Origin of the sequence: Marinomonas polaris DSM 16579 (assembly GCF_900129155.1) — a bacterium.
GTDB classification, from domain to species: domain Bacteria; phylum Pseudomonadota; class Gammaproteobacteria; order Pseudomonadales; family Marinomonadaceae; genus Marinomonas; species Marinomonas polaris.
The window spans coordinates 81,201-102,836 of the sequence record NZ_FQVF01000017.1 but is presented as its reverse complement, the minus strand read 5'-3'; the positions used below and the strand labels follow the sequence as shown (position 1 = coordinate 102,836).

At 41.2% G+C, this 21,636-nt stretch carries 19 protein-coding genes; 15 read left to right on the top strand and 4 right to left on the bottom strand.

The features are described from left to right. The first annotated feature begins 8 nt into the window (after window positions 1-8). Both gatA and gatB read left to right on the top strand, forming a co-directional pair. Window positions 9-1,469, top strand: coding sequence for an Asp-tRNA(Asn)/Glu-tRNA(Gln) amidotransferase subunit GatA (gene gatA / locus BUA59_RS17245; RefSeq protein WP_072840920.1), 1,461 nt, complete (start codon window positions 9-11; stop codon window positions 1,467-1,469). A 2-nt stretch (window positions 1,470-1,471) separates the two neighbouring features. After that, window positions 1,472-2,917 (top strand): Asp-tRNA(Asn)/Glu-tRNA(Gln) amidotransferase subunit GatB, encoded by a 1,446-nt coding sequence (gene gatB / locus BUA59_RS17240; protein ID WP_072840919.1) that lies wholly within the window; start codon window positions 1,472-1,474, stop codon window positions 2,915-2,917. Between the two features lie 80 nt (window positions 2,918-2,997). Here the strand turns inward: gatB and BUA59_RS17235 are convergent, their stop codons facing one another. Continuing rightward, window positions 2,998-4,233: a GGDEF domain-containing response regulator gene (locus tag BUA59_RS17235; protein ID WP_072840918.1), complete on the bottom strand. Its 1,236-nt coding sequence runs from the start codon at window positions 4,231-4,233 to the stop codon at window positions 2,998-3,000. Window positions 4,234-4,416: 183 nt separating this feature from the next. On the opposite strand from BUA59_RS17235, the gene BUA59_RS17230 reads away from it, so the two are divergent. Next, window positions 4,417-4,704: a YkgJ family cysteine cluster protein gene (locus BUA59_RS17230; RefSeq protein WP_072840917.1), complete on the top strand. Its 288-nt coding sequence runs from the start codon at window positions 4,417-4,419 to the stop codon at window positions 4,702-4,704. Further along, on the top strand, window positions 4,701-6,371 hold the full coding sequence (locus BUA59_RS17225; RefSeq protein WP_072840916.1) for a L,D-transpeptidase family protein: 1,671 nt from the start codon (window positions 4,701-4,703) through the stop codon (window positions 6,369-6,371). The genes BUA59_RS17230 and BUA59_RS17225 overlap by 4 nt, the downstream gene beginning before the upstream one ends. A 117-nt stretch (window positions 6,372-6,488) precedes the next feature. Here the strand turns inward: BUA59_RS17225 and rlmM are convergent, their stop codons facing one another. From rlmM to BUA59_RS17210, 3 genes are all read right to left on the bottom strand, one after another. Continuing rightward, the gene (rlmM, locus tag BUA59_RS17220) at window positions 6,489-7,541 is read right to left on the bottom strand and encodes a 23S rRNA (cytidine(2498)-2'-O)-methyltransferase RlmM (protein WP_072840915.1); all 1,053 of its coding nucleotides are present in this window, start codon (window positions 7,539-7,541) and stop codon (window positions 6,489-6,491) included. A gap of 46 nt (window positions 7,542-7,587) precedes the next feature. Continuing rightward, on the bottom strand, window positions 7,588-8,259 hold the full coding sequence (locus BUA59_RS17215) for a TIGR01621 family pseudouridine synthase (protein ID WP_072840914.1): 672 nt from the start codon (window positions 8,257-8,259) through the stop codon (window positions 7,588-7,590). Between the two features lie 103 nt (window positions 8,260-8,362). After that, a complete protein-coding gene (locus tag BUA59_RS17210) occupies window positions 8,363-9,328 on the bottom strand; it encodes a GGDEF domain-containing protein (RefSeq protein ID WP_245813175.1) in 966 nt (321 codons plus the stop codon). A gap of 622 nt (window positions 9,329-9,950) precedes the next feature. Here BUA59_RS17210 and BUA59_RS17205 point away from each other — a divergent pair. The 11 genes from BUA59_RS17205 to BUA59_RS17160 all read left to right on the top strand — a co-directional run bounded on the left by BUA59_RS17205 (window position 9,951) and on the right by BUA59_RS17160 (window position 21,620). Further along, window positions 9,951-11,504, top strand: coding sequence for an ABC transporter ATP-binding protein (locus BUA59_RS17205; protein WP_084122509.1), 1,554 nt, complete (start codon window positions 9,951-9,953; stop codon window positions 11,502-11,504). After that, window positions 11,501-12,568, top strand: a complete 1,068-nt coding sequence (locus tag BUA59_RS17200; RefSeq protein ID WP_072840912.1) for an ABC transporter permease — start codon at window positions 11,501-11,503, stop codon at window positions 12,566-12,568. Before BUA59_RS17205 ends, BUA59_RS17200 begins: the two co-directional genes overlap by 4 nt. Before the next feature lie 9 nt (window positions 12,569-12,577). Beyond that, entirely contained in the window at window positions 12,578-13,510 is a 933-nt protein-coding gene (locus BUA59_RS17195; protein ID WP_012069627.1) for an ABC transporter permease, read from the top strand. A 57-nt stretch (window positions 13,511-13,567) separates the two neighbouring features. Beyond that, complete coding sequence (locus BUA59_RS17190; protein WP_072840911.1) at window positions 13,568-14,635, top strand: BMP family ABC transporter substrate-binding protein; 1,068 nt, start codon at window positions 13,568-13,570, stop codon at window positions 14,633-14,635. Between the two features lie 162 nt (window positions 14,636-14,797). Beyond that, a complete protein-coding gene (locus tag BUA59_RS17185; RefSeq protein ID WP_072840910.1) occupies window positions 14,798-15,805 on the top strand; it encodes an adenosine deaminase in 1,008 nt (335 codons plus the stop codon). Window positions 15,806-15,910: 105 nt separating this feature from the next. Next, complete coding sequence (locus BUA59_RS17180) at window positions 15,911-16,279, top strand: DUF2750 domain-containing protein (RefSeq protein WP_072840909.1); 369 nt, start codon at window positions 15,911-15,913, stop codon at window positions 16,277-16,279. A 23-nt stretch (window positions 16,280-16,302) separates the two neighbouring features. Further along, the gene (locus BUA59_RS17175) at window positions 16,303-16,800 is read left to right on the top strand and encodes a DUF2946 domain-containing protein (protein WP_084122507.1); all 498 of its coding nucleotides are present in this window, start codon (window positions 16,303-16,305) and stop codon (window positions 16,798-16,800) included. Window positions 16,801-16,953: 153 nt separating this feature from the next. Further along, on the top strand, window positions 16,954-18,348 hold the full coding sequence (locus tag BUA59_RS17170) for a PepSY-associated TM helix domain-containing protein (RefSeq protein ID WP_072840907.1): 1,395 nt from the start codon (window positions 16,954-16,956) through the stop codon (window positions 18,346-18,348). A gap of 175 nt (window positions 18,349-18,523) precedes the next feature. Further along, window positions 18,524-19,480 (top strand): class I SAM-dependent methyltransferase, encoded by a 957-nt coding sequence (locus BUA59_RS17165; protein WP_072840906.1) that lies wholly within the window; start codon window positions 18,524-18,526, stop codon window positions 19,478-19,480. A gap of 14 nt (window positions 19,481-19,494) precedes the next feature. Beyond that, window positions 19,495-19,665, top strand: coding sequence for a hypothetical protein (locus BUA59_RS23895; protein WP_012069620.1), 171 nt, complete (start codon window positions 19,495-19,497; stop codon window positions 19,663-19,665). Between the two features lie 302 nt (window positions 19,666-19,967). Further along, window positions 19,968-21,620: a phosphoethanolamine transferase gene (locus BUA59_RS17160; RefSeq protein ID WP_072840905.1), complete on the top strand. Its 1,653-nt coding sequence runs from the start codon at window positions 19,968-19,970 to the stop codon at window positions 21,618-21,620. Window positions 21,621-21,636: the final 16 nt, after the last annotated feature.

Genomic DNA, 21,636 nt, shown 5'->3' with positions numbered 1-21,636 from the left:
AGACAAGCATGTTCGAACAAAGCATCTCGACATTAGCACAAAAATTACGCAACAAAGATATTTCCAGTGTTGAGCTAACCCGCCTTTTCTTAGCGCGTATAGCCAAACTTGACCCACAACTAAATAGTTTCATCACCGTCAGCGAACAACGCGCCTTAGAACAAGCAGCAGCGGCCGACATACTTCTTCAAAGCGGAAAAGGCACCAGTTTGACAGGTATCCCTGTTGCCCATAAAGATCTATTTTGCACGGAAGGCACGTTAACAACTTGCGGCTCCAAGATGCTGCATAACTTCATTCCACCTTATGAATCCACTGTTACCAGCCGCATTCAACAAGCTGGCGCCGTCATGTTGGGTAAAACCAACATGGATGAGTTCGCTATGGGCTCTTCTAACGAAAACAGCTTTTACGGTGCGGTGAAAAACCCTTGGAACTTAGACATGGTTCCTGGTGGGTCATCTGGCGGCTCAGCTGCAGCTATTGCCGCGGGATTGGCTGTTGCCGCAACAGGTACCGACACTGGAGGATCAATTCGCCAACCAGCTTCTTTCTGTGGTATCACAGGCCTTAAACCGACTTACGGTCGTGTTTCTCGTTTTGGTATGATTGCGTACGCATCAAGCCTCGACCAAGGCGGCCCAATGGCAAAAAGCGCCGAAGATTGCGCGCATTTAATGCAAGCTATGGCAGGATTTGACGAAAAAGATTCTACCTCTGCAGACAAGCCAACCGACGACTATTTAGCAAACCTAAATACACCACTAACCGGTTTAAAAATTGGCCTACCAAAAGAATACTTTGGTGAAGGCCTAGATTCAAAAGTAGCTGACGTCATTATGGCAGCTGTCAAAGAGTTTGAAAAACTAGGCGCGACAGTAAAAGAGATTTCACTACCAAATCTACAGCTTAGCATTCCATCTTACTATGTCATTGCGCCTTCTGAAGCCTCTTCAAATTTATCCCGCTTTGACGGTGTTCGATTTGGCCATCGTTGTGATGACCCAAAAGATTTGCTCGATATGTACACGCGCTCTCGCGCTGAAGGCTTCGGTACAGAAGTACAAAAGCGCATCATGGTTGGTACTTACGCATTATCAGAAGGCTACTACGACGCTTATTACTTAAAAGCACAAAAAATTCGTCGCCTTATTAAAGAAGACTTTGTCAAAGCATTTGAAGAAGTGGATGTCATCATGGGCCCTGTTGCACCAACCACCGCGTTTGGTCTTGGCAGCAAAACCAGCGATCCTGTCGCTATGTATCTAGAAGACATCTACACCTTATCCGTTAACCTTGCTGGCATCCCTGCCATGTCTGTTCCTGCAGGCTTTGCTGATGGCATGCCTGTCGGACTTCAAGTAATGGGTAACTATTTTGCCGAAGCCAAGCTATTAAACATAGCGCATCAGTATCAACAACACACTGACTGGCATTTACAAACACCAACTATGGCAAAAGGAGCATAAGCATGAATTGGGAAGTTGTTATTGGCCTTGAGATTCATACTCAGCTCTCTACAAAATCAAAATTGTTTTCTGGCGCAGCGGTTGGCTTTGGTGCTGAGCCAAACACTCAAACCACACTTGTCGATTTAGGCATGCCTGGCGCATTACCTGTTTTCAACAAGGAAGCCTTGCGCATGGCCGTGATGTTTGGCCACGCTATCAATGCTGAAATTGGCATGACATCGGTTTTTGCTCGCAAAAACTACTTTTACCCAGATCTTCCAAAAGGCTACCAAACCAGTCAAATGGATCACCCTATTGTTGGTAAAGGCTACCTAGACGTAATGCTAGAAGACGGCACCACTTCTCGTGTTGGCATCACTCGCGCCCACCTTGAAGAAGACGCTGGCAAATCTTTACATGAAGATTTCCAAGGCATGACAGGCATAGATTTAAACCGCTCCAGCACACCATTGCTAGAAATTGTGTCTGAGCCAGACATTCGCTCTGCAAAAGAAGCCGTAGCTTACGTAAAGATGATTCACTCTATTGTGACTTACCTTGGCATTTGCGATGGCAACATGGCAGAAGGCTCAATGCGTTGTGACATCAACTTGTCACTGCGCCCTAAAGGCCAAAAAGAATACGGTACACGCACCGAAATCAAAAACGTCAACTCGTTCCGCTTTATCGAAAAAGCAATCTACACGGAGATCGAGCGTCAAGCAGACATTTTAGAAGACGGTGGACGCATCATTCAGGAAACTCGCCTGTACGATCCAGAAAAGAACGAAACTCGCAGCATGCGTTCTAAAGAAGACGCAAACGACTATCGCTACTTCCCATGCCCAGACCTACTTCCTATTGTGTTAACACAAGAATATGTTGACGGTATCAAGGCAACCTTACCTGAGCTACCAAGCCAAAAAGCAGCGCGCTTCCAAAGCGAGCATATGCTAAGCGAATATGACGCAAACGTACTGTCGTCTTCTCGTGCCATGGCAGACTATTTTGAAACAGCTAATACTGTCGTTAGCGATGCAAAGTTGACTGCGAACTGGGTAATGGGTGAGCTAAGCAAGCTTCTAAACCAAGATCAGCTAGACATAGAAAACTCTCCAGTTAGTGCTCAGGCATTTGGTGAATTATTGGTTCGAATCAAAGACGACACCATCAATGGCAAAACAGCGAAAGATGTTTTCCAAGCAATGTGGGATGGCGAAGGTTCAGCAGATAAAATTATCGAAGCAAAAGGCCTGAAACAAGTAACAGATACTGGTGCGATTGAAACCATGATCCAGACTATCTTGGATGCTAACGCAGCTCAGGTTGAACAATACCGGGCCGCAGACGAAGATAAGCAGAAGAAAATGATAGGCTTCTTTGTTGGGCAAGTAATGAAAGCATCACAAGGTAAAGCCAACCCAGGCTTAGTCAATCCAATCCTGGTGAAAATGCTGAAAGGCTAATCGATTAGATATAGCACTTTAACCAGAAACCAAAAAATCCCGCACTTTGCTGCGGGATTTTTTTATTAAGAATAAGAACATTATAGATCAGTAACCATCCTATCTCGACCCAATCGCTTTGCCTCTTGCAAATTACTATCAGCCTTTCGAATCAACTCTTCAAGCGAATTCATAGGTTGGCAGCATATTCCTGCACTACACGTTAACGATATTTTAGCTTCTGTAAATTCTTTCTGGTGAAGAAACTTTAAAAAAGCATTTAGCCTATTAATTAGATTTTGCCCATCCAATTTAGCAATAATACAAAACTCATCACCACCAAAACGACACACCAGCATATTTTGAAAGGCGTTCTGAATTTCTCGCCCTATGACTTCCAACAAGCTATCACCAACAATATGACCATATGTATCATTTACACTCTTAAAATGATCGAGATTCAATATAGCCAACACAACACCAGATGGATTATGGCGAAGCAGCTGCTCACCTTTATCAAATAAGTAACGCCTATTTTTAAGCTTAGTTAGCGGGTCAACATTTGCTAGATCGCGAATAGTCTCAAGCATTTCTTGCGCTTCCAAGCTATGAACTACGCGACAATGAAACTCTTCATGGTAAAACGGCTTTTTCAGAAAATCGTTAGCGCCAGCCTTAATAAATTTCGCCGACAAAGCATTATCCCCTTCTGCCGATAAACCTATAATCACCAAATCCTGAAAACGGGAATTAAACCTAAGCATGCGCACTAAATCATAACCACTTACCAAAGGCATATTATGATCAGTAATCAGCATCCTAATTTCCGAGTCTTCCTCCAACTTAGCTAAAGCTTCTTGACCATTTTCAGCTTCTATAACGTTAAAGCGATATTGTTCAAGTAAAATCCGAATAAACAAGCGACTCGTTGAGGAATCTTCCGCCACCAAAACCTTGATACCTTGGTTCCTATTTAAACGTTCAATCACTTTAATAACATGGTTAAACGAATATCGACTATCTTTGGTGATGTAATCCAAAACGCCTTTATTTAAAAGACTAAGTCGCAACTTATCATCAAAGTTTGCCGTCAAAACAACACATGGAATTTTTGTCGATAACACAAGATCAACAATTTCACCATTTTCAGCATCTGGTAAATTCAGATCGACAATGGCAGCAAAAAAAGCATCTCTTGAAGTTTTTAGTTTATCTTCCGCCTCTTTATAACTGGCACACAATACCGGCGTAAAAATAGGGTTTTGAGACAATAGATGATGAAGAACCTTCAACACAACAGGACTGTCTTCAACCACCAATATTTTTTTCTCTACCATAATTTGTAAAATCCTATCCTAAAAAGCGATATCAGTGCTTTTTTTGACTATATTTTTCAATTATCCCCTATGACCCACGATTACGATACTCTAAAATGACTCTCAAATTGCTGTTTTGTAAATAAACAGCAAGGTTAATAACATAAAGATTACGTTCACCTATTTCAAGCAAGGTTGTTTATTATGCAATGTCGGTCAGGTTGTGGTGCATGTTGCACAGCACCCTCCATCACGTCTCCAATCCCAGGAATGCCCAATGGAAAAGCGGCAGGAGAACCTTGCATACAACTGCTAGATGACTATCGCTGCGCTATATTTGGAGATCCCTCAAGACCAAAAGTATGCGCAGATTTCTCTGCTGAAGAATATGCCTGTGGCAACAGTAGAGAAGAAGCCATCAACATATTATCCCACTTAGAAGATGCAACTAGCCCCAAAAATACCAGTTCATTAAAAAGGAAATATCAATGACATCCGCGAAACAACTACTCTCTCTACTCTGCGTCAGCTTGTTGCTTAGCGCTTGCTCATCATCTGGCTCAAACAAACAGTTTGTTGTCGTTCCGCCCAGTGAATCTCAAATAGAAAATAGCGTGAAAGATCAGGTGTCATTAACACTAAACGCATTCACTCCGGTAGCTGGCCAGGCCCTGCCTAATCACACTGTACTTGAGGCTTACGAAAACCGCGGTTACGACCCAATTTGGATAAAAGACAAAAAAATAAACATGTCTATATACAAGTTGGTCGACATACTTGAGCAGTCTTATACTCATGGTCTGAATCCAATTCACTACCATACTGGCACTATTAAAGAATATTTAGCCCTTAAACAACCAACACCGCAACAACTGGCTGAAATGGACGTTATTAGCACAATCGCTTTAACCAGTTACGCCCATGACCTAAGCAACGGTCGCTACGAGCCGCAGCTAATTGACCCAAATTGGCAGCTGGATGCACCCAATAATAATTGGAAAGACTTACTGTATCTTGATTCAGCAACAGACATGGTAAACTCCCTACCATTACTAGCTCCTCGCAGCCCACAATATCAAGTCCTGCAAAAATGGTTAGTGTATTACCAAGACCTCGCAGCGAAAGAAAAAGATATTTTTGTTAATGCTGGCGTTCCCTTATCAGCAGGCGACGAAGGCCCACGAGTTGCACAGCTTAGAGCAAGACTAGTTCAGCTTGGAGATATTCGTTTTTCGACTCGTAAGGTGAATGAAGAGCAATTCGATACCCTCCTAAAAGAAGCCCTCATTCGCTTCCAACAACGCCATCACATTACCGCCGATGGCGCTGCGGGCTCTAAAACCATTGAAATGCTCAATGTGCCATTAAAAACACGCGCAAAACAAATTGCTTACAACCTAGAAAGATGGCGCTGGTTGCCAAGCGAACTAGAAGCTAACCGCATATGGGTTGACCTAACAAATTACACGGTAGACATGTACCTAAACGGTGAGCTTACATCAATGAAAGCCGTCATCGGCAAGCCAGATAGAAAAACACCTGTATTCAAAGGCTTGATGACTTACATGGTAACCAACCCTACATGGCGCGTGCCACATCGCATAGCCAGAGAGAACCTATTGCCTAAGCTACAAGCTGATCCAAATTATCTGGTTAAGCATGGCTACAAGGTGTATTCAAGCTGGAGCATTGGCGCAAAAGAACTGGATTCAACCAAAATCAATTGGAAAGCGATTAGTGAAGACAAGCTGGCTTTTCGTTTCGAACAAGAACCAGATGAAGGCAACGCACTTGGCCAATTCAAGTTTATGTTCCCTAATAAAAACGAGATTTATTTGCATGACACACCTGCAAAACATCTATTTCGTGAAGAAGATAGAGCCTTTAGTTCTGGTTGTGTTCGCCTAGAAAACCCAACAGAGTTCGCCAAAGAAATAACCAAAGGCAGCAAACAGTTTAATGATATGAATAACTCCTTAAAAACAGGAAGTAATACCGTTATTACCTTACCAACCTACATTCCTGTTTATTTAGTCTATTTCACCGTTGTTCCGAATGCTAATGGCATGCTGGAATTCCGTAACGACATTTACGAAAGAGATGCTCTTATGGAAGAAGCAATGGGATATTCTGCTTTCGGCTCCAGAGACTCCATTTAATAGAAAGCATCACTTCTTTAATTGTTGTTTTAAGTTTCTCCAAATCACTAAAAAGCCCCATATACAAAATTTGTATATGGGGCTTTTTAGTGATTCAAAATCAGATTTAACTTAAAATTATTTAACCATAATGCAAACAGTCACTTCTTCTCTATCATGATAAAGATGCTTAACTTGATACTGATAGCTTACCCCAGCTTTTCTCAGCAAACCCTCTATGGTCTGCAAGCATAAAGTTACTTCTTGATAACGCTTTTTCATTGGTAGCTTCAGGTTAAAAATAGCCCTTCTAGTCCAACCGCTCGCCAGCCATTTAGCCATCAATTCTGCGACCTTTATTGGGCGCTCGACCATATCACAAACTAACCAATCCACTGTGTAAGGCGGCTCGTATTTAAAGCCATCGGCCTTTTCATGCTCAACCAGCCCAGTAGACATCAATTCTTTTTGCATAGGACCATTATCGATTGCAATAACATGAATGCCCTTTTTAACAAATTGATAAGTCCAACCACCAGGCGCCGCGCCAAGATCAACTGCCGTCATGCCTTCAGTCAAATCCGCTTCTAGCGTTTGCTCTGGCACAAATTGAAGAAAAGCCTCTTCCAGCTTAAGCGTTGAACGACTCGGACCTGCTGCTGGAAAACGTAAACGACGAATACCCATAGGAAATTCACTACGACAGGCAGCATAAGACACACCCAAATAAGCAGCCTCACCATCCAGCATAAATACATGGTGGCGAACACCTACCGCCTTGTTACGTAAAACGCCTGACCTTTTCCAACCTTCACGCAAAGGTTTTTCCAGTTTCTTTATTAAACCAGACAAGGCTTTAGCGTCATTTGTATCAGCTGTTTCAATCCAAATTTCTTCCGCTAATGGCAACTCACGAGCCGCTTCAAGCAAGGATTCAACTCGACCACCTTGCTCTAATTCAATCACATCATTAACAGCAATAATCTGGCGAGCAAAAATCAGACGATTAAAATTTAATTGCTGGATCAATGTTTCACCAGCGTCCGCCTGATCAAAGTTATACACAATGTAACCCGCATCAGGAACAACCTTAGCGTAGCCATAAAAACCTTTGCTACTAGCCACTTCTGACAATTCCGCCGCACAATCTTTTTCGAAGCCTTGACGGCAGTAAACCAAAACATTTTTCATTCAAATTCCTTCTCAGCCAGAGCAAAACCCTGCTGAGTTATATTAATTACTTTTTACCGGGCCATTTTAATAAAGATTCATCAAATTGAGTCGCGATAAAATCGGACAACTCAGACGAAAAATGCTCCCCTGATATAGGAAGGCTGAGATAACTTTTCATCTCACCCCGCCAATGAAACTGCAAAGAGTAGGCATGCAAATACCCTCTGTCAGCTCCTTCTCCGCTGTACCTAAGGTCTCCTAAAATAGGCGACCCTAAACTCTTTAATGCCACACGAATTTGGTGCGTTTTACCTGTTAAAGGCCTAACAATAAAAACCCTAAGCCCTTGAAATGCAGAAGAAAAAAACTGTGTGACTGCTAAATTTTCATTATCTTGTGTAAGCTTCCACTGACCTCTTCGGCTCGGCGCCATACCACCTGAGATCGTTCCTTGTTTCTTTTTTGGCTTTTTTGCAGACAAGGCCAAATAGCGCTTTTCCATCTCATGGTTTTCAAACATCTTTCCAAATTCTGCAGCAGCTGCTGCATGGCAAGCCACTATCAGAAGACCCGATGTCATTTTGTCCAAACGATGAACAGGATAAAAACTTTGATCTGGATAAGAAATCGCCAGGGTTTGCATTACCCCCAGCTCTTCCGACTCGGCATGAAAACTCATACCTGCAGGTTTTTCAACAATCCAATAATCAACAGAGCGAAATAGTATCTGGAGCAAATGAGCCTCATCACGAAAAATAAAGGAAAAATAGATTAGCCAACAAGTTTATCCACAGAGAAAGTGGACAACTCATATGTCAATACAGATAAGTAAATATATTCTAACTTTGATAGTCTGATTGTACAGAAACTCGATTTCGGCCGTTACGCTTAGCCGCATACAAACCTTTATCCGCTTGCGCCAATATTTCTTCATAGCGCGAAACACTTGGTGCAATAGCAGCGACACCAATACTGACAGTAACCGGAATAACAATACCATGCTCGGTTTCTATCAGCATATTTTCGACCGATTGCCTCATGCGCTCCATAACAACCTCTGCGTCTTTTAAAGAAGTGTCTGACATGATGACAATAAATTCTTCACCACCATAACGACCTATTTCATCTTGAGGCCTTATAACAGACGCCATCATGGCTGATACTTTTGCCAGAACCAAATCGCCTGCTTCGTGCCCAAAAGTATCATTGATCTTTTTAAAGTGGTCTAAATCAACAATAGCAAAGACACATGACTCTCTATTGATAACAGAATCTGCAAAAATATTAACAGCATCCGCCAAGACCTTTCTTCGATTTGAAAGGCCAGTAAGCTCATCCATTTCAGCCAAGGTTCGCAAGTGACTATTAACCGACTTCAGTCGGTTTATTACAAGATTAATGACCATGGCGAAATTGAACGAGAGTGCAAGAAATACAAAAATAACAATCACACTTTGATCAAACGAAGTGAGGTAAATCCCTCGCGTATTCAAAAGCTCACACATCAGAAATAAAACAATAGAAATGCTAACTATCCAGTACTTAGCAAAGTTCTGATCTGCCCTGAAGACAACAAAGGAATAAGCAATGACATTGACAAAAAACCAATGAAAACCACTGTTAGTGCCGAAGTAAAACAAGCTAAGAATGGATATTTGAGAAATTTTAAGAATGGGCATTAATAATTGAGCACGAGAAAAATACCCAATATAGCTGTAACGTAAACCAACCAAACCGATTAATAAACCAACCAAAGAAAAAATAGCAACCGAGGACATTTGACGCAGCGAGAACACAATAAGCATGAACAAACAGCTTATACAGAACATCATGTAGGAAAAATTCACTACATGTTTCTGATTGAGGTCATTTCCAAATTCATCCTCAAAGCCGATATTTAATAGTTTACCTATGATTTTTTTTATCGATGAAAACACAGTACCCTACACTTATTGTCACATTAAAAGCAATTAAGCTTGAATCGCTATATTTTCCATAAAACATGGCTTCTATAAAGCTGAAGTTAAACGCGATATTCTACAGAATATCAATCACTTTTCATACAATTCAAACAAGGAAAAGCCCCTTTAAGCACAAATATTAAACACATCAAACCCCACCTAGAAAATCCTTCTAAATAAAGACACGCACTTTAATTTTACGTATTGTAAGCCATTACAACTGTACACTTCGTTGGCATGAATATTGATTAGATAAACCAATATATCAACAAGACAATCGATTTTATTAACTAGTCGGTCAAATTTATAAAAACAGACATGATTATCGCCCAAAAAAAGTGCAAATGCCGCACCAAAAAAGAGCGTTTGATTTTATTTTTTTGAACCAACATAAAAACCAAAGATAAAAAAATTAGAAAATGAGCAATTCCACTCACTCAACCTCTAGAAATAAGGTGCTGGAACATTGAAAAAACACAATTTGGTATCACGCCTTGAGCTTGTAAACATTACCAAACAGTATCCTGGCTGCCTTGCCAACGACAACATCAGCATAACGCTGATGCCAGGTGAAATTCATGCCCTGTTAGGAGAAAATGGCGCTGGAAAAAGCACCTTGGTAAAAACCATTTATGGTGTTGTCGCCCCAGATAAGGGCGATATCATTTGGGATGGTAAAGAAGTGAATATTAAATCTCCATCCATTGCCCGTGATTTAGGTATTGGCATGGTGTTTCAGCACTTTTCTTTATTTGAAACGTTGACAGTTAGTCAGAATATAGAATTGTGTTTAAGTAAAACTCAGTTAAATAAAATTGGGGATTTAGCAGCAAGAATTACTCAACTTTCTGAAGAATATGGTTTAAACGTTAATCCAAGCCGATACGTGCATTCACTGTCCATTGGCGAAAGACAGCGTGTTGAAATCATGCGCTGCCTAGTTCAATCGGTAAAACTGCTTATATTGGATGAACCGACCTCCGTTCTCACACCACAAGAAGTCTCTGGATTGTTTGGCGTCTTGCGCACTCTGTCAGAAGAAGGTTGCAGCATTCTATTTATTAGCCACAAACTTCATGAAGTGACGGAAATTTGCCACAAAGCAACCATATTGCGTGGTGGGAAAGTGGTCGACACTTGCGTGCCAAACGAGGAAACGCCAGCCTCTATTGCCAAAATGATGGTTGGCGATCTTGCTGAGCAAGATGCAGGCTACGCAAAAAAAGAAGGCACTGAACGCGCTTTTAATGTTGAAAATTTATCCCTCCCAGCCAAGCAACCTTTTGGTACATCTCTAAAGAACATCAATTTTGAATTAAAGTCTGGCGAAATTCTCGGCATTGCTGGTGTTGCTGGTAATGGTCAAGACGAGTTAATGGCGATTATCAGCGGTGAAGATGAACGTAATGTAAAAAACAGCTTATCACTCGACAGCTTAGACATTGGTCATTTACATGCTGGAGAACGTCGTAAGCTTGGCATGGCCTACGTCCCTGAGGAACGATTAGGTCGAGGAGCTGTTCCAGATATGAGTCTGACAGAAAACACCTTATTAACTCACAGCGATGGCTTTGTAAAAAACGGCCTAGTGGAATGGCAAAGCATCAAAGAATACACCTCAGCACTCATCGCTAAATACAAAGTCAAATGCCATGGCGAGTTCTCAGAAGCCAAAAGCTTAAGTGGTGGCAACTTACAAAAATTCATTATGGGACGAGAAATAGGACAAAACCCTAAAGTGCTTATCTGTGCGCATCCGACCTGGGGTGTAGACGTTGGTGCGGCACTCGCCATTCACCAAGCCTTACTGGAGCTTCGTGATCAAGGTGCTGCCATTTTGCTCATTTCTGAAGATATAGACGAATTGTTTTTACTAGCAGATCGTATGGCTGCAGTTTGCGATGGCCACTTATCTCCAGTGGTAAGAACGGAAGCAACCAACATAGACCAAATCGGACAATGGATGGCGGGAACTTTTATTAATAACTCATCGCTTCACACTCAAGAGGCCAAGGCATGATCCGCATTCAAGCTCGTACCGAGCCAAGCTCATTAATGAAAGTAGCCTCGCCACTTCTTGCTATCACATTAACGTTAATTTTCGGCTGCATTCTTTTTTCAGCCATTGGTAAATCACCTTCACAAGCCTTACATGTGTTGCTGATTGCGCCATTAGCGGACAGTTATAACATTGGTGAAATGTTCGTCAAAATGGGGCCATTACTGCTTTGTGCCGTTGGTTTATCTCTATGTTATCGGGCCAACATGTGGAATATCGGTGCGGAAGGGCAATTACTTGCTGGCGCATTGGGTGGCTCTGCAATGGCGCTTTACTTTATCGATTCAGAATCCGCTTTCGCCCTACCCATCACACTATTAGCCGGCGTAGCTTCTGGCATGATTTGGGCAGCCATTCCCACTTTTTTAAAGTTACGTTTTAACTCAAACTTAATTTTAACCACCATCATGTTTAACTACATTGCATTGTATCTGCTTATTTGGGCTGTACACGGACCTTTAAGAGACCCTCAAGGCTTTGGTTTCCCTGAGTCTGCGATGTTTGCAGACTCAACATTATTACCAACCCTATTTGAGAGTAGTCGAATTCATCTTGGTGTTGCTTTCTCTATTGTGTCTGCTTTTATTGCTTGGTTCATTTTGAGCAAATCCCATCTTGGTTTTCAAATTAGAGTCTTTGGTTCCGATGAGCCAGCAGCGAGATACGCAGGGTTTAGTAGTAAAAAATTAAGTTGGTTTGTTATGTTATTTGCAGGTGCATTAGCAGGGCTAGCAGGTGTCAGTGAAACAACAGGGCCAATAGGACAATTAGTACCCAATGTGTCACCAGGGTACGGTTACTCAGCGATTATTGTAGCCTACTTGGGAAGGCTACATCCTCTTGGCGCTATCCTAGCGGCAGTTTTTATGGCGGTACTTTATATGGGCGGAGACTTAGCTCAAATTGAAATGGGCATTCCCGTTGCAGTGGTCAGTATGTTTCAAGGCGTTTTATTATTCTTTCTTTTGGCTTGTGATTTTTTCATTAACAATCGCCTTGCCTTTTCTAACCAAGCGACAAACTAGGAGATTATTTTGGACTCAGATCTAATCGTACAAATATTGTTTGCCGCTGTAAAAACCGGTACTCCACTACTTTTCATCGCCTTAGGCGAGGTGATTTGCGAAAAATCAGGCGTGTTAAACCTAGGCCAAGAAGGCATGATGCTAATGGGCGCTGTGGTCGGTTTTTTAGCCGCTTATGGTACAGGCAGCGCAGGCTTAGGTGTTCTGGCTGCCATGTTAATGGGTTGCGTAATGAGCTTGATTTTTGCCGTGCTCGTTCTGCATCTAGGTGCAAATCAGGTGGCCACAGGGCTTGCTTTAACGATATTTGGCACAGGGTTAAGCGCTTTTATTGGCTCAGGTGTGGTTGGTCAAACCATTCAAGGCTTCCAACCTATCGCCATTCCATTGCTGTCTGACATCCCGTTTATTGGCAAGATTTTGTTTAGTCATGACATATTGGTGTATTCCTCTTTTGCAATGACCTTTGCACTTATGTTTGTGGTCAACAAAACCCGAATTGGACTAACACTTAAAGCAGTTGGTGAAAACCCTCATGCAGCCAACGCCATTGGCATAAAAGTGCTAAGGGTTCGCTACTTAGCCGTTATGTTTGGTGGTGTAATGGCAGGTATTTCTGGTGCTTATATGTCCTTGGTGTATACACCAATGTGGGTAGAAAACATGACGGCGGGACGAGGCTGGATCGCACTTGCTCTGGTCGTTTTCGCTTCATGGCGTGTTGGTCGAATTATGTTAGGTGCTTACCTCTTCGGTTTGGCCAGTATTATGCATTTAGTTCTTCAAGGTTTGGGCTGGTCTATTTCACCAAACTTACTCGCTATGTTGCCGTATGTTGCAACGGTGGTTGTTATGGTTATTATCAGCGCTGACAAGTTTAAAGAGAAATTACTGGCTCCTAGAGCGCTAGGAAAACCTTTTGATCCAAGACAAATGGCCTGATTTTAAATAAAAATTTAAACATTAAATAAAACGCCCTCGGGCACAAAGGAGCAAGCAATGAAACTTAAAAGTTTACTGGTTAGTCTAGGGCTTTTAGCCGGAGCAAGTATTGCTCAAGCAGAAGAGCCATTGAAAGTGGGTTTTGTCTACGTTGGACCCGTGGGTGATTTAGGCTGGAGTTACGAACATGATATGGGTAGAAAAGGCTTAGAAGAATATTTTGGCGACAAAGTAAAAACCACTTACGTTGAGAACGTTCCAGAAGGTGCGGATGCTGAGCGAGTTATTACTCAACTAGCAAAAGCAGGTAATGACCTAATCTTCACCACATCTTTTGGTTTTATGAACCCAACGGTGAAAGTTGCAAAACGCTTTCCTAAAGTAAAGTTTGAACATGCTACAGGTTACAAGCTTGATAAAAACTTAGGTACTTATGTTCTTCGTACTTATGAAGGTCGATACATCTCCGGCGTCACTGCAGGTATGATGACAAAAACCAACACCATTGGTTATATCGGCTCCTTCCCAATCCCAGAAGTTATTCGTGACATCAACGCAGCTTACATGGGCGCAAAAAGCGTTAACCCTGATGTAAAAATGAAAATTGTATGGGCAAATACTTGGTACGATCCAGGTAAAGAAACTGATGCTGCAAATGCGCTAATGGACCAAGGCGTAGATGTCATGCTACAGCACACAGACAGTCCTGCTCCGCTTATTGCGGCTGAAAAACGTGGTTTACGCGCAATCGGCCAAGCCTCCGATCAAAGCAAGTTTGCGCCTAATGCGCACATTTTTTCTGTTCGTGACAACTGGACACCTTACTACATCAAAGAAGTTCAAGCTGTTATGGATGGCACTTGGAAATCTCAAGATTTCTGGGGTGGATTCCATGATGACATGCTAACACTAGCATCAATTAACCCGAACCTTCCTAAAGATGTTCGCGCTAAAATTGATGCTACTTATGCAGCAATTAAGTCTGGTGAATTCAAACCATTCACAGGTCCAATCAAGGATAACAAAGGCAATGTTGCAGTTCCTGCTAATCATTCGTTAACAGATCAAGAGCTTGCTCAAGTTAACTGGTATGTTGAAGGCATTACTGACGAAATCCCGCATTAATTTTTGCACATTAATTTTTATATACGGCCAGCTCTGCTGGCTGTATATTCTCCTGCTTTTTAAACGACCACTCTTAAACACTGCCAGCCATTCTTTTTCATCTGCGTTTTTATCGTTATATTTAAGAATCCAAGGCACAGCAAAGCAACGAAAGGTAAACCTATGGAAACACTAATCGAACTATCAAAAAAAATGCCCAAGACCGAACTTCATTTACACATTGAAGGTACCTTTGAGCCAGAGCAGATGTTTGCCATAGCACAACGCAATCAGGTTGAATTGAAATACAATACAGTAGACGCCTTAAAAGCAGCCTATCAATTCACCAATTTACAAGACTTCCTAGACCTTTATTACCAAGGCATGTCGGTGCTTCTTCACGAAGCCGATTTTTATGACCTTACGATGGCGTATTTAGAAAAAGTCCACAGTGAAAATGTCGTCCATGTAGAGATATTTTTTGACCCTCAAGGTCATTTATCTCGTGGCGTTAGCTTTGATGTTCAAATCCAAGGTATCTATAACGCTCTTCAAGATGCAGAGAAAAAGTGGGGGATGACATCCAAGCTAATCATGTCTTTCTTAAGGCATTTAAGTGAAGAAAGCGCATTTGAAACCCTTGAGTTAGCAAAGCCTCACCTAAAATGGATTTACGGCATTGGATTAGACAGTTCGGAAGTAGGACACCCTCCTGAAAAATTCTTACGCGTGTTCGAAGCTTGCAAGAATCTTGGACTGAAGATAACGGCACATGCTGGCGAAGAAGGACCTCCAGACTACGTTTGGCAAGCCATTGAGCAAATCGGCGTTGATAGAATCGATCATGGCAACAGAGCACTGGAAGACGACAAGCTTATTGAAGCAATCAAGCAACGAAACTTAACTCTGACGGTTTGCCCACTTTCTAACTTGAAACTTTGTGTCGTTAATGACATGAAAAATCACCCAATTAAAAATATGTTGACGCTCGGCCTAAATGCGACGGTTAATTCGGATGATCCTGCCTATTTTGGTGGTTATATGAACGACAACTATGCCTCATTAATTAACGGTACCAGTATCAGCAAAGAAGAATTATTTCAATTAGCTAAAAATGGCATCACTGGTAGTTGGATGGAAGACCATCACAAAGAACGGCATTTAAAACACTTGAACGCCCTGTTCGAATAACCTATTTTTATCTGCCGCATTGATTAAAGGGAGATTGAATTAATCACTCTTTTGGTCAATGTGGTAAGATGCTGTTTTTTTATATTACCGAATTGAGCTAACCGCATGTCAAACACAATCCTTCTTGATGATACTTTTTACCGCTTACCTAGCAGCGATCGCTATGACCACGTTTTGAACCTTGTAAAAAAAGGCGCTTCTGTATGGACGCTTGCTGACACTGAAGGCTGTTTGATTATAGATCTTGGTAGTGACAAAGTATTACCAATTTGGCCAGCTGAAACCCTAGCGACAGCTTGGGGCGAGAAGGATTATCAAGGCTTCAATAGCCTGGAAATTAACGCAGCAGATTGGGCCGAAAAGTGGCTACCAGGTATGCAAGGCGATGGTTTCTCGGTTGGTGTAGCACCTAATCTTGCTGGTGAGTGCATTGTTTCCTCAGCAGAAGAACATGCAATCGACCTCAAAAGTTAGTAGTAATTACTGATACAAGCGCCATGTACTTTGAATTAAAGAGCTCTAAATTAAAGAGTCATAGAAATAAACTCACACAGTTCGCTGTGTGCGTTGGCTTGTTTGCAGTTTTTCTTATTTATTTTGGTCCGCTATTCTCACAAATAAGCAATGCACTTTCGCCCCAGCCAACCATGGCGCCAATGTCTATGGAAAGCATGGAGATGGAAGCCATGGATATGTCAGGGCACGACCATGCAAAAATGCTTGCCGAGCAAGCGAACAGTAAGCAAAAACAGGTAAGCTCTGCACATATTAGTCACCACGGGCATCACGCACATGGTGAAAGCGCTAATTTATTAGAAGCCTGCGGTTATTGTTCCCTGCTCTTCCATTTAAACTGGATTGACGCGAAAACCTTCGAACTTATTCCACTGACACAAAGCCGCTACCCAAACATGGTAACAGCGACTATTTCGCACAAATATCATGTGCCCTTCACCTCTATTTTACCCAGAGCACCACCAGTAATTTCGGTCTAATTAATACCATAATTAATATCAAAAAAAACGACGCAGCCTATTCTGATTTATCACAGAACAGATATTTTTGTGCGCGTCTTTCATGATGATAGAAAAGTGAGATTTTCACTCAGAGGCGTCATTTTGCCCTTTTCTATAAGACGAGAAATTACTATGTCTACAAAAACAAATAACAAGGCATCTGAATCTGCTTCAAATGCTATGCTACTTTTAATTACACGACTGCATTTTTATATTGGTCTTTTTGTTGGGCCCTTTATCTTTGTAGCGGCTCTTACTGGAACCCTCTATGTGATTACGCCGCAGATTGAAAATGCCATCTACAAAGATGTTTTAACAACGCAAAGTGTCGGCGAGGCCAAACCGCTGTCACAACAAATAACTGCGGCAAAATCACACCTAACGAGTGATTTAACCTTATTTGCCGTACGCCCAGCACCAGAGCAAGGCGATACAACACGTGTTATGTTTCTCGACCCAAGTGCAAACCTATCTGGTTCCAGAGCGATTTTTATTGATCCGATAACACTTGAAATGAAAGGCAATTTGCCCGTTTATGGCACAAGTGGTTCTTTACCTTTCAGAACCACCATTAGTTTTTTGCACCGCCAGCTACTCATGAGTGAAGTGGGTCGCTATTACAGCGAACTTGCAGCTTCATGGTTGTGGATTGCAGCGATTGGTGGACTTTTCCTTTGGTACAAGGGTGGAAAGAAAAACAAAGCAGAATTCGCGAACAAAACAGAACATCTGCGTAAGCGCCGCCGCCATTATCAAGTTGGTCTTTGTCTTTTTGTTGGTCTGATCTTTGTTTCTATTACGGGATTAACTTGGTCGAAATGGGCTGGCGACAACATCAGTGCTTTGCGCAATAGCATTGGCTGGATAACACCTTCAGTCTCACAAGACCTGACAACTATAGATCACAATATGATGATGTCAGATGAGCACGCAGATCATCTCAATCATTCAAGTCATCACAACATGCAGACAAAGAAGCAAACGGCGGAAAAATTTGAAAATGTTGATGCTCTATTTGATGGTGTACTCAAGGCAGCAAGAGACGCAGGAATTGATGCCAATAAGCTAGAAATAAGACCTTCATCAACAAAAGACAAAGCATGGCGAGTAAGTGAGATCGATCGATCTTGGCCGACTCAAGTAGACAGTGTTGCCGTTGATGCTAGCACTATGACTGTCACCAGTCGTGCCGATTTTGCCACTTTCCCTATTGTTGCCAAGCTGATTCGCTGGGGCATTGATGCTCACATGGGTGTTTTGTTTGGCGTCGTTAACCAAATAATCCTAACCATCTTCGGCTTGTCTTTGTGCTTCATGATTATTTGGGGCTACAGAATGTGGTGGATTCGCCGCCCACAGGCCGGATCAACTTCTAAACCATTATTGCAAGCATGGGCAAGACTAACTGGTCCACAAAAAATAATCACAGTACTAATCGCCATTGCATTGGGTATAAGCATGCCAGTTATGGGCGTTAGCTTACTCGCCTTTTTGTTAATTGATGTTTATCGCTGGAAGCGTCAATAATTCTATTTCTAACAACTAAATATTCATCGAGCCAACCACTGGCTCGATGAATATTTTTCACCTTGACGACTGATTTTCCCTTTCAAATACGCCTAATGTTGGCTTTTTCTGGCCTCTTGGCTTGTTATCAGTAAAATACCTGCTCTTATTTCATCACCATCAGAATACGTATTTTATGGACACGCAGTCACTCGCAACACTTACAGAACAAGTTTTTAACAAACTAGCTCAATCACCAAATGGTGTGCAGCGACTATTTCACGGTCGAGGCCGCTGCTTTCCTGGACTAGAACAGATCACTGTGGATTGGCTAGAGGGACAAGTCCTCATTTCTCTTTTCAAAGAACCAACTGCTGATGAACTAGACAAACTGAATGAAGAAATCATCAACTGGACAAGTAGAGCTGAATGGAGTGATAGCAAAGCACAATCGCTATTACTTCAGCACCGAAGCCGTGAACGAAGCCCGACTGAATGCCTCTGGGGGAATTACCAAGAGCAACAGATCGTTAACGAAGAAGGCCTACTTTTTCAACTCGATCTAGGCAAGAATCAGAACTCTGGTCTTTTTCTTGATATGCGATACGGACGACGCTGGGTAAAAGAAAACAGCCAACACAAACGCGTACTCAATCTATTTGCTTATACCTGTGGCTTCTCTGTCGCTGCCATAACGGGTGGTGCAGATTTTGTGGTTAATCTAGATATGGCAAAAGCCGTGCTTACCCGAGGCAGAGAAAATCACAGACTCAACCAACATGATTTAAACTGTGTGAAATTCTTCGCCCATGATATTTTCAAATCTTGGGGAAAAATCAAAAAATATGGCGAATATGATCTTATCATCATAGATCCGCCGACATTTCAGCGCGGCAGCTTTGCGCTAACTAAAGATTATCAAAAAATATTACGACGCTTACCTGAGTTATTAGCTGAAAATGGTCAAGTGCTTGCTTGTGTCAATGATCCAAGCATTCCTGCGCAATTTTTAATTGATGGCATGCGTGAAGAAGCTCCAACTTTAGCGTTTCAATACCGACTTGATAATCCGCCAGAGTTTTTGGATATCGACATAGAAAGCGGTTTAAAAGCGCTTATATTTCAGAAAACACCTGATGAAGAAATTAACTAATTAAGGAAGTCACAATGTCTAAAACAACCGTTACATTCGAATACGAGAAAGAAACCAAAAACAGCGTACGCTACCAAGAAGTGCCAGAAGAAGGCAAGGCTCCAATTATGGGATCACTTTACGTTCAAAAGTGGTTTGCGGGCAACAGCAAGACACTAGAAATCACTATAGAGAAAAAAGACTAAGCGCGAATTTTCATTCTTAACTGTATAAAAAACACTCTTCTTCCCTGCCTTTCTACTATCCTATTTTAGACACTTCTAAATAAGATAGTAGAGAAGCTACTCCCCTCGTCACCTAGAACTAGGTAATTTGTCATTTCCCCATAAAAACGCACTCAATATATGAAAAAAATATAAAAAATTTAACATAAAAAACAAAAATACACTTAAAACATTTTTTAATTCACAAAATAAAAGTTGCTATAAATAAATTAGAAACTAAGCTTAGGCTAACTGTTAAATTAATAAAAAGCGAAAGAATTAAAATGGATTTGAAATCAGAATCATTATCAAAGAAAATCAGAATAAAAATCACATATTTTAAATTAACGATATTGATTGCCTTGTACTACGCGTTAGTTATAAACATTCCTTTCTATGTACAACTATATGACGCTTTAGAACGTTCAAACTCTATGAATATTGGTCTTTTTTTATGCATGCCAATTTTTATTTTTTTAATCACAAATATTTTATTTAGTCTGATTAGTTGGCCTTATATTACCAAGCCATTATTTATTTTTTTACTATTAACATCCAGTATTGTAAGTTACGTAATATATAATTATGGAATCTCCGTCGATTACGGAATTATTCAAAACGCATTTGAAACCGATACAGGTGAAGCAGCCTCTTATCTAAGTTTTTATTCCGTATTTTGGGTGGCTATCACAGGCATCATCCCTTCTTTAATGGTAGCGCTAGTAAAAATCAGACCTGAAATTAGCGTGATTAAAAAATCGCTTTCCATCTTCGTTTCTGTGCTTGTCATTTTATCCATTGTCTTTTTTTACTTCAAAGATCTGAGCTATATAGGTAGAAAAAACAGCTACTTAAAAGAAATGATTGTCCCTACTTACTACCTTTCAAGCAGTTATAAGTACATAAAGAACACTTATTTTTCCAGCCCTGTCACCTATAAAAAAATTGGTGAGGATGCAAAACAAGCTATAAAGGATCCATCACAAAAACCGACTCTATTTTTCTTTGTACTTGGCGAAACAGCGCGCTCACAAAACTATCAGCTAAATGGCTATCCAAGACCAACCAATGAATATACTAGCAAACAAGATGTAATTTCATTTAGAGATGTCGCGTCATGCGGAACTGCAACAGCGGTATCGGTACCTTGTATGTTTTCCGCTCTATCAAGAGATGAATACAAAGAATCTGTCGCCAAACATCAAGATAATGCTATCGACATTCTCAAAAGAGCAGGCATTTCATTACTTTGGAAAGAAAATGATGGTGGTGACAAAGATGTTGCCAACAACATCACTAAAACGACATTAAATCGTGAAGTAGTAAATGAGTTCTGTAATGGTAATAGTTGTTACGATATGGCTCTTTTAGATAATTTAGATTCAGATATAAAAAACATGGAAGGTGATAGGGTTATTTTCATTCATTTAATGGGCAGCCATGGGCCAAATTATTTTAAACGCTATCCAGATGATCAGAAAAAATTCACCCCTGATTGTCAGAGAAATGATGTAGAAAATTGCTCTTCCGAAAGCATTATAAACTCTTACGATAACACTATTCATTACACTGATTTTGTTATCAGTAAACTTATCGACAAACTCAAAGGCGTCAGCGACCAGTATAATACAAGCCTCTTATATCTTTCTGATCACGGCGAATCATTAGGAGAAAATGGCGTATTTTTACACGGACTACCCTACGCATTTGCTCCTATTTATCAAACAAGAGTCCCTCTCATGTTATGGATGTCGGACGGCTTTAAAAAAACTAAAAACATAGATCAAACCTGTCTAAAAAATGAAGCTCAAAACAGCAACATATCGCAAGATTATATCTTTCACTCTCTACTTGGCATCATGGATGTAAAAACATCGACCTATGACCAAGAACTCGATCTTTACAAAAAATGCCGAAAAAACAATGAAAAAGGTTAAGATACACATTATTTTT